Annotated in this window: 17 protein-coding genes and 1 other RNA gene; 12 read left to right on the top strand and 6 right to left on the bottom strand. The window is 51.0% G+C overall.

Annotated elements, in window-relative coordinates:
• Window positions 1-186 precede the first annotated feature (186 nt).
• Entirely contained in the window at window positions 187-612 is a 426-nt protein-coding gene (locus AB1690_05400) for a hypothetical protein (GenBank protein ID MEW6014736.1), read from the bottom strand.
• 111 nt (window positions 613-723) lie between these two features.
• Entirely contained in the window at window positions 724-1,269 is a 546-nt protein-coding gene (locus tag AB1690_05395) for a DUF1697 domain-containing protein (protein ID MEW6014735.1), read from the bottom strand.
• Window positions 1,270-1,497: 228 nt separating this feature from the next.
• Here AB1690_05395 and AB1690_05390 point away from each other — a divergent pair, with 228 nt between their 5' ends.
• Window positions 1,498-2,733 (top strand): multiheme c-type cytochrome, encoded by a 1,236-nt coding sequence (locus tag AB1690_05390; protein ID MEW6014734.1) that lies wholly within the window; start codon window positions 1,498-1,500, stop codon window positions 2,731-2,733.
• A gap of 138 nt (window positions 2,734-2,871) precedes the next feature.
• On the opposite strand, the gene AB1690_05385 is transcribed toward AB1690_05390, so the two are convergent.
• The 3 genes from AB1690_05385 to AB1690_05375 form a co-directional block, all read right to left on the bottom strand.
• Window positions 2,872-3,729, bottom strand: coding sequence for an MBL fold metallo-hydrolase (locus tag AB1690_05385; GenBank protein MEW6014733.1), 858 nt, complete (start codon window positions 3,727-3,729; stop codon window positions 2,872-2,874).
• Between the two features lie 199 nt (window positions 3,730-3,928).
• Window positions 3,929-4,327 (bottom strand): energy transducer TonB, encoded by a 399-nt coding sequence (locus AB1690_05380; protein MEW6014732.1) that lies wholly within the window; start codon window positions 4,325-4,327, stop codon window positions 3,929-3,931.
• A gap of 207 nt (window positions 4,328-4,534) precedes the next feature.
• Window positions 4,535-5,197, bottom strand: a complete 663-nt coding sequence (locus tag AB1690_05375) for a hypothetical protein (protein MEW6014731.1) — start codon at window positions 5,195-5,197, stop codon at window positions 4,535-4,537.
• A gap of 521 nt (window positions 5,198-5,718) precedes the next feature.
• On the opposite strand from AB1690_05375, the gene ssrA reads away from it, so the two are divergent.
• Window positions 5,719-6,085: a transfer-messenger RNA gene (ssrA, locus tag AB1690_05370) on the top strand.
• Between the two features lie 292 nt (window positions 6,086-6,377).
• On the opposite strand, the gene AB1690_05365 is transcribed toward ssrA, so the two are convergent.
• A complete protein-coding gene (locus tag AB1690_05365; protein ID MEW6014730.1) occupies window positions 6,378-7,088 on the bottom strand; it encodes a cupin domain-containing protein in 711 nt (236 codons plus the stop codon).
• A 326-nt stretch (window positions 7,089-7,414) separates the two neighbouring features.
• Between AB1690_05365 and AB1690_05360 the strand changes: the two genes are divergently transcribed.
• The 10 genes from AB1690_05360 (at window position 7,415) to AB1690_05315 (ending at window position 15,331) form a co-directional block, all read left to right on the top strand.
• Complete coding sequence (locus tag AB1690_05360) at window positions 7,415-8,362, top strand: isoaspartyl peptidase/L-asparaginase (protein ID MEW6014729.1); 948 nt, start codon at window positions 7,415-7,417, stop codon at window positions 8,360-8,362.
• A 48-nt stretch (window positions 8,363-8,410) separates the two neighbouring features.
• On the top strand, window positions 8,411-9,178 hold the full coding sequence (locus AB1690_05355; GenBank protein ID MEW6014728.1) for a nucleoside phosphorylase: 768 nt from the start codon (window positions 8,411-8,413) through the stop codon (window positions 9,176-9,178).
• 89 nt (window positions 9,179-9,267) lie between these two features.
• A complete protein-coding gene (locus AB1690_05350) occupies window positions 9,268-9,843 on the top strand; it encodes a DUF5655 domain-containing protein (protein MEW6014727.1) in 576 nt (191 codons plus the stop codon).
• Window positions 9,844-10,027: 184 nt separating this feature from the next.
• Window positions 10,028-10,528 carry a nuclear transport factor 2 family protein gene (locus AB1690_05345; GenBank protein MEW6014726.1) on the top strand — a complete coding sequence of 167 codons (501 nt, stop codon included), beginning with the start codon at window positions 10,028-10,030 and terminating at the stop codon, window positions 10,526-10,528.
• Between the two features lie 360 nt (window positions 10,529-10,888).
• Window positions 10,889-11,380, top strand: a complete 492-nt coding sequence (locus AB1690_05340) for a group 1 truncated hemoglobin (GenBank protein ID MEW6014725.1) — start codon at window positions 10,889-10,891, stop codon at window positions 11,378-11,380.
• Window positions 11,381-11,506: 126 nt separating this feature from the next.
• Complete coding sequence (locus tag AB1690_05335; protein ID MEW6014724.1) at window positions 11,507-12,094, top strand: DinB family protein; 588 nt, start codon at window positions 11,507-11,509, stop codon at window positions 12,092-12,094.
• 76 nt (window positions 12,095-12,170) lie between these two features.
• Window positions 12,171-13,448: a hypothetical protein gene (locus AB1690_05330; protein ID MEW6014723.1), complete on the top strand. Its 1,278-nt coding sequence runs from the start codon at window positions 12,171-12,173 to the stop codon at window positions 13,446-13,448.
• Entirely contained in the window at window positions 13,445-13,981 is a 537-nt protein-coding gene (locus AB1690_05325) for an RNA polymerase sigma factor (protein MEW6014722.1), read from the top strand. Before AB1690_05330 ends, AB1690_05325 begins: the two co-directional genes overlap by 4 nt.
• A complete protein-coding gene (locus AB1690_05320; GenBank protein MEW6014721.1) occupies window positions 13,978-14,388 on the top strand; it encodes a hypothetical protein in 411 nt (136 codons plus the stop codon). The genes AB1690_05325 and AB1690_05320 overlap by 4 nt, the downstream gene beginning before the upstream one ends.
• Window positions 14,389-14,512: 124 nt before the next feature.
• The gene (locus AB1690_05315; protein ID MEW6014720.1) at window positions 14,513-15,331 is read left to right on the top strand and encodes a PIG-L family deacetylase; all 819 of its coding nucleotides are present in this window, start codon (window positions 14,513-14,515) and stop codon (window positions 15,329-15,331) included.
• The last annotated feature ends 179 nt before the right edge of the window (window positions 15,332-15,510 follow it).

Below are 15,510 nucleotides of genomic sequence, written 5' to 3'. Positions count from 1 at the left end.
AACAAAAGCAGGTCGAATTCCCTAATATGACCACTAATAACCTCTTTCAAGAGGAAGAACACGCCAAGATTGCCAAGCGGGCAGAACAACACTATAGCCACAAAATACCAGGTTCTTTCAGCGTGCTTAGATTCCATTTCCCACACAATTCAGCATCAGAATAGCCTGCTCGCAGTACTCTCAAATCTAATCTGATACCCAGACCTCAGTGAATCCGATACCATCCCAGAAATAAGCGGTCGCGGCACCTTCCGGTTGATATAAAGTCAAATATGCCCCCGGAACTTCAAATTGGCGTCGGACTTCACTGTCATCTCCTGCCTCGGTATCTCTGATGGTTTTTCCAAAATGAGAAGCGAGATGAAAGTTCTCATCAATCTTTCTTGCAAGCAAAAAGGCTTCATATCCCGCTTCCGTTCTGAGCAAAACAATCAACTCTCTTCCCTCAATTGTCTCGATCAGCATCGCCAAATCGCCGCGGTCGTCATCATTCAGGTCGATTTCACAACTCGAAATATACTTGAATGGCGTACCGGCTCCTGACGAGCCAAACGGCGCTGCATTTATGAAGAGAATACCTGCAACAGCAAATAGAATCATACGTAAGGTCATAATAAATCCATCCTTCCATTCACCAATCATTAACTGCAGCCAACATCAAATGCTAACAATGGTCAGGTCATCCGCGATCGCACAAAAAACATACTTCATAGCATCTGCTATCTATCGGACTGCCTCCGCCATCTCCGCCAGCGCTATTACTGTCCTCCAGCTCCGTGTCGTCGCCGTTACCTTCAATTTTCGCTCGAAAAAATTGTTGTTTAGCTTGGTTCGTCCATACCCATTGGGCAGGAAAAGATAAATCTCCCGCCCGGAGTGGACATATCTTTCAGCTTTATCCCTGACCTTATCTACTTCGGCGGCCGGAAATGAATCGGGCGACTCGGCCAGAAAAGTCAGATGCAGCTTGCTTGCCTCTTTTCCGGCAAACGGATTCTTTTCGACAATTTTTCGTATCTCCTCGGCAGTCCGAATGATAACCGAGACATCATACCCCAGCCTCAGCTTAATCTTTTTTTCTATTTTATGAACCAACGCGGCAATATCGGTTTCCGGGGCGCTGAATATGACATTTCCGCTCTGAATGTAAGTTTGCGCTTCTTTGAACCCCAGTGATTCATAGAGCGCCCTTAGTTCAGCCATAGCGATTTTTTTGTGCCCGAGCAGATTGATACCGCGCAGCAGCGAGATATATCGAGGCTGTTTCATAGGTTGTTTCGAAGCCGCCTTTCCCTGTCTATCTGTTCCAATATATTTCAGCCCCGACAAATCGAAAGCAAAAAAATCTTTATATATGCCGCATTTATGATGAAAATGGCGCCGGCTGGTTTTCTCCAAATCGGCCGGAACCGGCGCAAAATTCTTTTGACAAATGTGACTTGGATTTCTATGTTCCTCCCCGAAGATTGAAGTAGAATCTTCACTGAGGAGGAGTCTATGACCAGAGTATCAATCTCTCTTATAGTCATTTTCATTTTGTCGTCAGGGGCGTTTGCCGATATCTGCCTTGACTGTCATCTCAAGGAGACACCCCATATTGTGGCTGATTGGCAGCTTAGCCTTCACAGCAAGAGCGAGGTCGGCTGCGATATCTGCCATGGGTCAGCGCATCAGACCGCCCAGGATTTTTCCCGGGCGCTTACCCCTACCGCCCAGACCTGTGCCCAGTGTCATGACCCGCAGTTCGGGCAGTTCGCAAAAGGGAAACATGCCTTATCCTGGGCATCGATGAATGCCATGCCGACCACGCATGCCCTTCCGATGGCTCTGACGCAGGGCGCCAAAGGATGCGGCGGATGCCATAAGATTGGAATGAAGGATGAATCAGAGGTTATGAAATTGAAGGCGGAAGGCTCTGTTTTTGGTCATGCTTCCTGCGACGCCTGCCATACCCGTCACAGTTTCTCCGTCAAGGAAGCGCAGCAGCCCCAGGCCTGCCAGACCTGCCATATGGGGTTTGACCATCCCCAGTGGGAGATGTATTCCTCGTCCAAACATGGCGTTCGCTATCTGCTTAGACAATCCGGTGTTCTGCCCGAAACAACCCCGGCGCCGACCTGCCAGACCTGCCATATGCCGGATGGGAATCATGAGGTTCGCACCCCCTGGGGGTTTCTGGCGGTGCGGCTGCCGTTGCCAGAGGACCCTCAATGGAAAGCCGACCAGGTTACAATACTTCAGGCGCTGGGCGTGCTCGACCCCAGTGGACAGCCGACCGCGCGGCTTGAGGTTGTCAAAGCGGCCGATGTCGCCCGCCTGGACCAGGAGAGCTTTGACCGGGAGCGGGCTCGTCTTTTGAGTATCTGCAGCCAATGCCACTCCGAGAACTTTGCCCGGGCCGAAATCGCCAAGGGGGACAGCATGATAAAAGCGGCTGACCATCTTCTGGCCGAAGCGATTCGGGTTATTGCCGACCTCTACCGGGACTCCGTTCTGGCAAAACCGGAAAAGTATGCCTACCCTTTCCCGGATTTATTGACTTTTCATGATGCCCCGACTGTTATCGAACAGACTCTTTTTGAGATGCATTTGAAACACCGGATGCGGGCTTTCCAGGGCGCTTTCCATGCCAATCCTGACTACGCCCTCTGGTACGGTTGGAGCGAGATGGTGCGTGACCTGGGCGAAATAAAGGAGATGGCGGCGGAGCTGCGGCATCTGAAGAAAAAATGAGAGGCATCTAGGCAAACGGACGCGCCCCCTGACGGCTTTAACGCCCTGTCCGAAACGCGATTGTCAACGGAGGCGGAATTTTAGGGAGATATGGAGCCTGGCCGCAGCTGAAATCGTTTTGAGGCAATATCGGGCAGTTTACAGGAAAAGCCATTTCTCCAGGCTTCTGGTCGGCACGATTATTTTCCGTTCGGCGCAGATTTTTTTCTGTTCAGGGTCGGAGAAAACTCTGCCGGGTGGGATATGCATCATGATTATCGTCTCGGCTCCGATCGCCTCCCGCACCAGATTCTCCCGGAAACTGCTCCTTGGGCGGGGAGTAAACCACTGAGTCAGAGCGACATCAACCGGGCTCCACTCCAATCTGCGGTAGCGGTTTATGTCATTCAAAGGGGCGTCGCCGCCGTGATATATCTTTCTTTCGCCGACGGAGAACAAGAACTCCAGATGTTGCACTTCCCGGTGGCGGTCAATCTTCTCACCGGTGAGTTCATCGGTATCAATATATTGACCATGTTTACCAGTAAGGACTGCAATACTGATACTTCCTATTTCAAGCGTGATGACCGAGTCAACAGGATGAGATATCGGGCGGAGGCGAGGGCTGAAATCAGCGTAACCTTCCTCTCTGGCGAGTAATTCTGCCGCCTGTGGAGGGCAGACCACCATTGTTTTCGGATTATGTCTTAAGTAGGACGCGACCATTCCGGCATTAAAGTGGTCGTGATGGGCATGTGTGACCGCGATAAGGTTGATATGGTCGAATGGGGCTGCCGCGGTCTTCATCAACTGGATAATCGAATCGGACGGCATCTGGTAACCGACCGCGTCAGGACCGCCAAAGAAGGCATCAACCGCGAATTTCTCATCTTGGCATTCTATCAGGAATCCTTCATTGGCTATAAAGGTAATAGATAGTTCGGCGGCGCTTGGGGTCACGACACTGAAAGTCAGCGCCAGAAGAGAGGTCAGCAACACCAGGAGAATTCTTAGCATGGTCGCATTTCTCCCGGAGAGCATGAATTCATAGCGCCAAGATAGGGAAAATACCCTCACTGACAAGCCTTAATTGAGCCGCAGGCAGAATCACCGTCTTGACAGCCCGGCCGCTCTGGCATGCCAGAGTGTCCGGATAAAAAAAGCCCCGACTCGGTCGGGGCTTATGGCTGGAGTATGCGGCTTTCTTAATCTTTTCTTACATACCGTCGGCAAGTGCGAATTCTACCTTATAGGTAACCCAGACCGCAACTGGCTTTCCATTTTGCATCGCCGGAGTATATTGACATCGTTTTGCCGCTTCCAGCGCCGCTTCTTCAAATCCGCAGTCCTTGGCGGAGCACTTCACAATTTTCGCTTCGACTACTGCTCCGTTGTCGTCGACCAGGGCTTTGACCCAGACTGTCCCCTCGACTTTGTGGTTTTTGGCGGAGTCGGGATAGACCGGCGGAGTGCTAACTGTCATAGTCGCTGGAACTTCCACCGCCACAAAATCATCCTCGCCGGGGTATTTTTTGTCCTTGGCGTAGAGTGTCGGAAGAGTAAGGAACAAAAAGAGTATCAGGAGGGCCGCCACTGCCACAATTCGCTTCAGCATAACACCTCCCCAAATGAGAAAGTTAGTTTACTCTTTTATCGGATGTCGCTCGAGGGAGATTTAGTCTATTAATAATATCGCGTCCTATCCATTTTTGTCAAGCGCAATCTGCTGCATACTGGATAGGGTACTCCCTTTTACGTATCTGCCGCGATATAAGTTTCCGGACGAACGGTTTATTATCAAACGATACTTCAAAAGTCCCCTTTATCGTGTTGAGAAAGCTCCTTCCGGAAGCCAGTTGAGCAGTTCCCAACCCTCATGCCCCTGCATCGTTCCGCTCAGCCAGACAAAGTCCCATCGCGCCATACCAAGATGATGGACCACCCACTTCTTGGAATTGATGACATTCTCGAACTGGTTTCGTGTCGTTTGCACCAGATAAGCGTCAAAGTCCCCCGCCCGGGTCTGAATCCGCATCTTTTCTACCACCCTGACCGTATCCCTGTCCATCACCCCCATCCAGAAATCGCCGACTCGCAGAGGAAAAATCATGATATCAGAAAGGCTGGTCAGGTCCTTGCCGGCATATATGAAGACGGTGTCATAGCGAATAACCGGTCCGGAGTCGGTGGTAAGGAAACCGTATCCAATATGAAGGTAACTGGTGTCGATTTCATCGCCGTCACTAAAAACCCAAACAGTTACCGAGTCGCCGTTATTCAGGGTGTCTCTGCCTTCTATTCTGACTCGAATCGTATCGATAGCGGAACTGAGCGAATCCGCCACCTGGTAAACCCACCAGTCGCCGACTTCATTGGGGAAAATCCAGGTATTGACTTCGGGCGGTTTCTGACTGTCATCATCGCAAGCGATGCCGAAAGTCAGTATGGCAGAGAATAATGCCAATGCCTTTACGAATTTCCGCATATTACTCTCCGTTTCCAAATGGTTGAGATTCAAATTAATGACTCTGAAACAAGATTACCATCAATATTAAGTGACGAATTACCAGATTTGACTATCCATTCATTTGCGGCAATACGGCACAATTATTGGTTTTCGACTGTCAGGAAAAAGAGGCGAAACAGCAGTAAATGCAACAGCCGTATTATAGCCAAGAAATAACTTCAACGGCTGCTGCAATGATATAGTTTTGAGGGGTTCGCGCATTATCGGGAGACCCGGGAAGACCGCCGTGAGGCAAACCCGTAAGCAACCGCCTTATATGCTGATAAAGGCAGGGGGGAAGAGGCTGCCTGAGACGGCGCCTGCCTGGCACTTTTCTCTGTCAATTTCCTGAAACAATTGACTAATCTATCCGATTATATATATTGCCGATAGAAAAACTCGCAGAATGCGAGGGAACCAACGCTCAGCTTCGCGGTATGAATTCCGGTGCCAGAATGGTGCCCCACCCCTTATGGTGGGTGGTTCGCTGATAAGATTATGGGGGTGTACCGGTTTCGACGGGGTAAGTGTGGGATTGTTGGCGTGCCGAGGGACTCCGGATTGCTCGTTAAATATCCGGTAACCACAACAAGTGGCGAATACAACTACGCCATGGCTGCCTAATCGAGTTTAACTCTTAGGTAACCCGCTTCCTCAGCCTGCTGTCTTTCCGGGCTGATGCGGAGCGTCGGACAGGAAGGCTCGGCTGGCTGACGTCTTTAAAGCCGGCTTAAATACAAAGGCTGGCCGTCTTACTGGCCTGCCGCTCGGCAGGTAAGGCGGCGAGAAATAAAGAGACGGCTACGCACGTAGAGGATGGTCTGGCGCTTATTTCGGACGGGGGTTCGACTCCCCCCACCTCCACCAATTTTGTTAATCTCATAAGCCCTTGAAATTCAACGTAACACGCTGATTTTCAAGGGCTTTTTCGTGCCTCTCCGCTCGGAATAATCTGGAATAAACTGCAATAACTTACAACGATCGTGGTCACAATTTGGTCACAATGGAAATTCGAGGGGATTATTGGGGAATATATATCAATGCAACGGGCTGCCATTTTGTTCAAAATGTCAGCCCGTTATGCAGAGTATTTCAATGATATTAAGAACAGGTCTTTACGCAAGGCGGTTAGTAATTAGACCACAGATGAAATTCGCCTCTATTGCCCGTTTGCCCTGGAGAGTTTTGCCTCTTCGGCAAGGGCTTTTGCCTCAGGGGTATTGAAGGGAAAATAATCAAGGACATCATACTCCCAGACATTGGTGGGAAATATCACCACCAGTTCGGCGACGTCATCATCGAGGTTCTGAAAAGAGTGCGGCACCATGGGGGGGATATTGACAATATATGGTCCTTCTTTAACGAATATCTTATCGCCCAATGCATAAAGAATTTTCTGCCCTTTCAAGAGGACATGCGATTCCTCCCCCTTATGCGTGTGCATCGGCGGAGCCCCGCCGGGGGCGGTATAAGTAATACCGATGGTGAGATTTTGATAACCGTGACGCTGTCCTTCCATCACATGCACATATTCGCCGGGACCGGGATTAATCACCACCAGGTCATCCTTGGAAAGGGCAAAGTCATCGACCGAAGTCATTCGCGGGGGTTCAAAACGGCCCGGAATGCTTCTGGTTTCAATGGCTTTATGGCCGTGATGCTGCGCGTGCAGTTGTTGTCGGGCATCATCAATGGCAGAAATTCTCTCGCCATGCGCGATGCGCTCTTCCGCAGAGTTCTTGTAAGTGACGGTCGGTTCCGGGGGGAGTTTCCCGGATTTTCCGGATGAATCGGTCACGCCAACGGAATACCAGATTCCCATCACGGCGAATGTAACCGATGTTGCCATCAGCCCGAATTTGAGACGCATATTCAAACCCTTTCCTTTTACACAACGGCAGCGACACCGTCCGCGTTTTGATACGCAGGCCGCTTGCTGCCCAATTATTATAGACTATATTACTCCATAAAATTGAGATAAATTACGCTCCCCGAGAGAATTTGTTTGTTGAAGGAAGGCCGGTTTTGCCGGTCAGTCATTTATGAAGCATTTCCCGGCAGAACATAAAAATGAATCATAAAATCGTGCTCGGCTTGTGTCATGTCCTTTGACATTCAGTCGAAGAGCGCCGGATTATGTCCGGAGGCGAGATATATCGCTATTTACACGCTTTCCCCGGACTATTATCTTAAGTCATGCCCACCTTCGGAATAGTCATCCACGGCGGAGCCGGAGCGATATCGAAGAGTGCCATGACTCCGGAACTGGAAAGGAGTTATCATGATGGCCTGCGCGAAGCCCTTACGGCGGGATATAAGATTCTCGAGTCGGGGGGCACCGCCGTTGATGCCGTGCAAAAGGCAGTCAATGTGATGGAGGATTCCCCTCTTTTCAATGCCGGCCGGGGCGCGGTTTTCACCCATGCAGGCAGGAATGAAATGGATGCCGCTATTATGGATGGCGCCACGCTTAAAGCGGGGGCGGTGGCCGGGGTGCAACAAATCAAGAATCCTATCAATTTAGCCCGAATGGTGATGGAAAAGACACCGCATGTTCTTCTGGCGCGCGATGGCGCCGAAGAATTTGCCCGTCTCAACGGATTCGAATTGATGCCGGACGAGTATTTTTTCACGGAGAGCCGATGGCAGCAACTTCAGAAAGCAATAGAACTTGAGAAGAACTGGAAAGAGCGGAGCCGTTCCGGTTCGGAATCTGATAGCGAGCAGAAATTCGGCACCGTTGGCGCGGTCGCGCTTGACCAATCGGGCAACCTTGCCGCCGCAACCTCCACCGGCGGTATGACCAACAGCCGCCACGGACGAATCGGCGATTCGCCGCTTGTCGGCGCCGGCACTTATGCCAATAACCAGACCTGTGCTGTTTCCGCTACCGGCCATGGGGAATTCATCATCCGCGCCGTCCTCGGCCATGACCTCTCGGCTCTAATGCAATATCACGGTATGAGCCTTCGCGACGCCGCCGAAAAGGTGATATTCGGGCGTTTCAAGGAACTCGGCGGGACCGGCGGTCTGGTGGCTATCGACCGGCAGGGCAATATCGCCCTTCCCTTCAACACCCCCGGGATGTACCGCGGGCATTATCTTCAAGGGCAAAAACTGGAGACAGCTATATACAGAGAATAAGCCGGAAGTTGTATCTGGAAAGCCTTAAAAATGGAGAGGGAGAGTGTAATGCGCAAAAGAAAATACCCAATCCTCGAATTTGACCCCTCAAAGAAAGCCATCATCGAAGCGAGCAATTTTATCCGCAAAGTGGAGAATTGGGAGCACGGCATAATCTGTTTTTTCAAGGATGTTGTAGAGAAGATTGCAGAAAGCACCGGAGCCGAAAAAATGTATGAAGACAAGGGAGTTTACGGCACTAATCCATTCTATCGGATGGAATATAGAGGGTGTCCCATTGTCTTCTTTTTTCCCTTGATGGGGGCATCGGTCTCGGCCGCATTTCTGGAGTTAGCCATCGGACTTGGCGGCAGGAAATTCATCGCCTGCGGCAGCTCCGGCGTCCTTGACAGGAGTATTCCGCGAGGCGGCTTTGTTGTTCCCAGCGCCGCTGTTCGCGACGAAGGGACGTCATATCACTATCGGGAACCTTCCCGCGAAATAGACGTGAATAAGAAAGCAATCAAAGCGATAACGACTGTGTTTGAAAGCCACCATGAATCATATCGGACAGGAAAGGTCTGGACGACCGACGGCTTATTCCGCGAAACGGCTTCCAGAATTGCTTTACGGAAGAAAGAGGGATGCCTGGCGGTGGAGATGGAAGCGGCGGCGCTTCTCGCCGTGGCGCAATTCCGCAGAGTCAAATTGGGATATATCCTGACCGGCGGTGATGATGTCTCCGGAAAAGAGTGGGATACAAGAGGCGAAAACTTGCGGCTACCTACCCGGGAGCGGCTTTTCTGGCTCAGTGTCGAAGCCTGCTTGAAGCTTTGAATCGATTTGACCGGTGACGACCGGCTATTTTCCCCAATTTTTCACAGGCTCTGTAACGTATCTCCAAAAAATGGAGGAAAAATAGTTATATGGCGACCCCCGAACAAGCCACTCAGACCCAGCTGAAAAATATCCAGACCAGAACCGGCAAGACTCTGGAGCAGCTGGCGAAAATCATCAAGGAAAGCGGTCTGACCAAGCATGGCGAACTCCGTTCCATGCTACAGCAAAAACTCGGCATGGGGTATGGTGATGCCAACACACTCGTGCATTATGTTCTCAAAAGTGACGGCGCTTCCGCCGCCAAAAAGGGCGCAATGTCCGAAGATGATGTTCTAAACGGTATCTATTCCGGTCCCAAAGAGGCTCTCCGTCCCATTCATGACTCACTCATGAAGCATATCAAGAACTTCGGCGAGTTTGAGATTGCCCCCAAGAAGGGGTATGTCAGCCTGCGCCGGAAGAAGCAATTTGCCATGATTGGTCCTGCTACCAACAGCCGCGTTGAAGTCGGCTTGAATGTCAAGGGACTTCCTGCGGCGGGCCGTTTGGAGGCAATCCCCCCCGGCGGTATGTGCAATTACAAAGTCAAGCTGACCGAAGTCTCGCAAGTGGATAAAGAGTTAATCGGCTGGATTAAACTTGCGTTCGAAAACGCCGGATAACCGGCTGAACCCCGGAAACTTCTTTACTGTCAGATTCTCAGCTCACCTATTCTCTGCCTCAAAACAGGCAGAGAGGGCTTCTATATTTCTGCGCTGTTGAACAGGTAAACGCTTTTTGGCGAAACATCGATTATCTATTCCAGTATAATCAGATAAGTGACATCCATTACCACGGGAGGGTCAAGTGAGAAGAATATCATATCTAATTATCCTGCCAATTCTTCTATTGGCGGCAGGTGGAGGCGCTCATATGAAACAGCCGTACGATTTAACGGTAGAAATTGACAAAATCACCAGAGTGATTCATAACAGTATCGGCTGGGCCGCCAGTAAGGATAAGGAACTGCTCTACCAATGTTTCGCACATGATTCTGACCTGTTCTGGTTTTCGCCGCGAGATGACGGCACGGTATCCGGTTTCAGCCAATTTGCCGACCAGGTCGAGAATTTTTTCATGAAGGATGAATTTAAGGCGGTTAGTTATGAAGTCAGAGACCTCCGGATTGTTCTCTCCCGGTCGGGTGATGTCGCCTGGTATCATGCCCGTCTGGACGATTTCAACGAATGGAAAGGGCAGCCGGCAAACTGGGAGGATGTCCGCTGGAGCGGCGTGCTGGAGAAACGTGACGGCCGTTGGGTGATTGTTCAGATGCATTTTTCCGAGGCGGCGGAGAAAACGCGATAGAATGCTCTTTTCGATTGATACCGCCCCAAGTCATCAGGAATCGGCGCTCAAAAGAAACGCCCTGCAAATCTTCTGAGTCCGGGTGACGGTTCATTCAAAGACCGGAACTGATTTTTTCGACGAGTCGCGTAGTCGGTTGCCATTGCTTCTTCTATAGAAGTTGAATCCAATTCAAACAGTTTCGATATTACCGCCGTTATAAATTAAAAATCAGCGGTGAATGAACTTCAATGATTTAGATCGTCAGGTCTTGGCTAAATTCTAAAGTATTATTCTTCTTGGGTGAGGGCTGATTCAAGGCAAACTGATGTCTAAACAGCGGGGAGCCGGACTCTTTCCCCGTAAGGAAAGGAGGTCAATATGACCAGAAGAGCTCTTAATCTGGGTGTATTAGGACTGCTTGTTTTCGTTTTTCTGAGCGGATTTCAGATGGCGTCGGCGCAGAGTGGCGAAGCGGCGAAAACAAAGTCGCTCTATGACCGGCTGGGCGGGTTGATGCCGATTTCGGTCGTGGTGAGCGATTTTATCGATGCCCTCGTGCCAGATTCTATTCTGAATCAAAATCCGGCAATTGATGCCGCCCGCAAACGGGTTCCGGCCGAATATCTCAAATACCATGTAACGGCTATGGTCTGCCAGGCGACGGGGGGACCGTGTCAGTATCATGGTAGAGGTATGAAAGAGTCTCATGTCCACCTGAATATCACCGAAAAGGAATGGGACAGGATGGTGACCATTTTCAAAGAGATTCTTGCCAAACACAAAGTCCCGGCCAAGGAGACGCAAGAGCTTCTTGATATAGTCGGTACCACCAAGGCTGATATTGTAATGGCAGGCAAAGGAAAATACTAATTCTTAGTCGCCCACAAGTCCCCCCTTCACGAAGATTTTCGCCGAAGGGGGTTCCAATTCCGCTTTCCGGTTGCCGCTCTCCGCGCCAATTAAGTGATTGCAGTTGAGGAAATGGTTGCTTATGCTATGTTATCTGCAACCAATAGCGAAAGGTGTTTCGTGGAAAGCGCATGGAAATTTGCTCTCTGGGGGCAATTTGGCGCCGCCCTCGACATGCTGGAAAATTCTATCCGTGCCTGCCCCGACTCCCTCTGGCACGACCGGGCGCGTGACGGCGAAAAATTCCTCAGTGAAACCAGACCGCAGGAGTTTTGGTACATCGCTTATCATACCCTCTTCTTTCTCGATTTTTATCTGGCTGAGACCGACCGGGGATATGCCCCGCCTGCTCCTTTTACCTTAAGCGAGTTGGACCCGGAGGGACTTCTTCCGGACAGGGTGTACTCTAAAGACGAACTTCTTGGATTCCTGGAGCAGGGACGTCAGAAATGCCGCATCCGCATAGGTTCGCTGACCGATGACACCGGGCACAAGCCTGCCGCCTTTGAGCGGCCGCAACTCACCGTTGTGGAATTGTTGATGTACAACATGCGCCATATTCAACATCACGCGGCACAATTGAATCTTCTGCTTCGCCAGAACATCAACTCTGCCCCGCGCTGGGTAGGGAAGACCAAAGTTCCGCTTGAGCCAGGAACCTCCCTTTTCCCTTAAAATAAGCAAGATTCTCTATTATCCCGTTGAACTAACCCCTCTCTTTCGGATTATCTCAATAAACAAGGAGAATCCGATGAAATCACGATTATCCCCTATTTCAGCACTATTGATTTCCTTTTTTATCTTCTTTGCCGCCTGCTCCGACCTTCCCTCCAAAGATATTATTCGTCCTGAGGAGATCAAAAGTATGCGACTGGTGGTGTACGACAAGCCAACCTACGCCAAACTAGCGGAGCAATGGAAAGAATATTACGAGGCATTTCCTTCCGAGTACGCTTACGCCCACTGGATGCGCGCCGCGGACTACGCCGATGACAGCAGTTATTGGAAACTGCTCGATAAGGGCCTCAAAAAATACCCGGCAAACCCGACTCTTCTCTATCTGAAATCGCTGGAGCGAGCCGGCTCTCATGACAATACCGAAGCCCGCGGGTATCTGGAGCGGGCAGCATCCCTCGACCCCGGCTTTATCGACCCCTGGTTCGCCCTGATACCGAATTATATGGATATCCGTGACGAAGAACGTTTCAATCTCGCCCTCCGCCGTATTCTGGAGAGCGGCGTAATCGCAGATGAAGTCTTTGACTTCAATTTCAATATGATAAGCGCTCTGGAGCCGAATGCCATTCTAATAACCAATGGCGACAATGATACCTTTCCCGGGTGGATTCTCTCGCGCATCCTCAAATTCCGCCCCGATGTTACCGTGGTCAACCGCAGCCTTCTCAACACCGGGTGGTATCCTCTCTATGTAATCGAACAGGGATTACCCCGGTTCGTCGAAGAAAAGCAGATTGACAGCATACGGAATTATATCCTCGAGGCTGTCAAAGCCGGCAAACGAAAACCTTCTTCCGGCATCTTCTCCGACACCTTGCTCTATCGCATTACCGAATCGGCAAAAACGGCCGGACGTCCAGTATATCTTTCCAAGACTCTCTTTATGACCGATGAGATAAGACCGCTCTTCGAAAAAGGGCGTGATCTGGGGATGACGGTTCTTGTCTCCCCCTCGGAAAAACCGTACGCCCGGCAACTGCAGGAGACTTTTGAGACCTGGCTGCAGTCTTTTCGAACCGCCGGACTCGAAAGCTGGCGGCTTCGCAACTCACCCCGATTTGATGCAGGACGGTACCTGGTGCAGGGATACGGTCTCCATATCGCTACCAACCTCGCCTCCTTGAAAACACACGCTCCGCAACTGGTCGAGCCGCTTTTTGAGTGGTATATTAAGTATGTCGAGCCGGTGGAATCCGAGGAAAATCGCGGAAGAATCGCACAGGCCTGGTGCGGGATGAAAGATATCGAAGAGATTAGTGAATGGTGCCGGAAACAAGGCATAAATAAGTGAATCCAGACTGGGAGATACTTCGCCGCGCCCGCGATGGGGACCCCTCGTCATGGCGGGAATTGCTTTATGCCTACCAGCCTCGCCTCAAAGCGCTGGCGTATCTTATCACCGGCTCGGTTGCCACGGCCGATGATATCGCGCAGGAGACCATGTTTAAAGCAATCCGAGCGCCAATGAGTCATCAGATGGGAACCCTTGACGGCTTCCTCGGAACCATTGCCTTTCGCCTGGCAGTGAAAGAGACTCAATATCAGAAAAAGTCGGTCGGCCTGGACGGCATCGACCCGCCTGGTGATACCAATTCACCTCTGGATTCGATAATAAAAAATGAACAGGAGTATATCCTGGCGCGCGCCATCAAGGAATTAGACCGCGAGCATAGCGAGGTCCTTATCCTCAGATTCTACGGCAATCTCAGTTATGATGAAATCGCCCGTGAACTTGGCATCCCGGTCGGAACCGCTAAGTCGCGCGTTTTCTATGCCGTCAAAGCCTGCCGCCAGAAACTCATAGATAAAGGAATACTGGAATGACACATCTTAACGAAGACCAGTTGCTGGAATATGCGCTGGAGATATATGCCGACGAGAAAAGGCGCAGAGAGACAGAAGCGCATTTGAGGGAATGCCCGCAGTGCCGGACTTTGCTCTCAAAAATCAAAAGCGAACTCGAATTCATCGGCTCCATCCGCCCCAGAGTCACCGAGTACCTCATGCCTTTCCCGAAACAAAGAGAATCATTCCTGACGGCCCTCCTCCGGACTGCCGCACTGCTTATTCTCGGCGCGTGTCTGGGATTTGGCATCGCCGGAATCAATCGACCCGAGTCAGTCTGTGTCATGCCCGCTTACAATATTGCCGGCGCTCCCGCCGCATTGGAATACGGCCCAATCGTGTCCGAGGCGACTTTCGTCAGAATTTCTTACTCTGCCGGAAACTGAGCGATCTTCTCTCGAGAAATCGGATCAGCGTCAATAATGGACTGATTTCCTCCGTATAGACCTTTATAGTCGTTCCGGTACTGATGCCGGGCAGAAACTTTTGCGCGGAGTATTTATTGCAGCAATGTCGAAACTTCGTTTGATGACGGTGCTGGCGCATCCTGATGATGAGTCGCTCGGGATGGGCGGCACTCTGGCAAAATACAGCCGCGAAGGGGTCGATACTTATCTGATAACCGCCACCCGGGGAGAGCGGGGTCGTTATGGCGACCTGCAAAAATTCCCGGGGCTGGCGGCGGTCGGCCAGATTCGTGAAACAGAGCTTCGGATGGCGGCCAAGCGCCTGGGAATTACGGAGGTTCATTTTCTCGACTATATCGACGGCGACCTCGACAAAGCCGAGCCGCAGGAAGCAATTGCCAAAATCACATTCTACATCCGCAAATACCGACCGCAGGTGGTGGTTACTTTTGGACCGGAAGGGGGGTATGGCCATCCCGACCATATTGCTATCTGTCAGTACACCACCGCGGCAACAATCTGCGCCGCTGACCCGGATTTTAATGGAAACGGTTATCTGGCGGTGCCGTCACAGCACCATGCCATCTCCAAACTCTATTATATGGCATGGACGCAGCCGAAGTGGGATGCCTACCAGGCGGCTTTCCGGAAGCTGGTAACGGTCGTTGACGGGGTAGAGCGGCAAGTGACGCCTGCTCCTGACTGGGGTATCACCACCCGCATCGACACTTCAAACGTCTGGGAGATTGTCTGGGAAGCGGTCAGCTGTCACAAGACACAACTGGCAATCTACGGAAAGTTGAAAGAACTCTCGGCCGAACACCACATGGCGCTCTGGGGGACACAAGAATTCTATCGGGCATTCAGTCGGGTCAATGGAAAGAGAGCGCTCGAACAAGACCTCTTCGAGGGGCTTCGCTGACAGCCCAACAAAACATGGAAAAGAGTATAGTGCAAGATAAAGCGACGACGCAAATTGATATTGCTCCGGAGAAGTTTCGTCGCCTCGGCTATGAACTGATTGACCAGATATCGAATTTTCTGGGAGATATTCAAAATCGCCCGGTGACTACCGATTTTTCGCCGGAAGAGTTGCGCCGC

The sequence above is a fragment of the Candidatus Zixiibacteriota bacterium genome, assembly GCA_040753495.1.
In the GTDB taxonomy this organism is placed as follows: Bacteria; Zixibacteria; MSB-5A5; order GN15; family PGXB01; genus DYGG01.
This window is presented reverse-complemented; position numbering and strand designations above follow the sequence as displayed.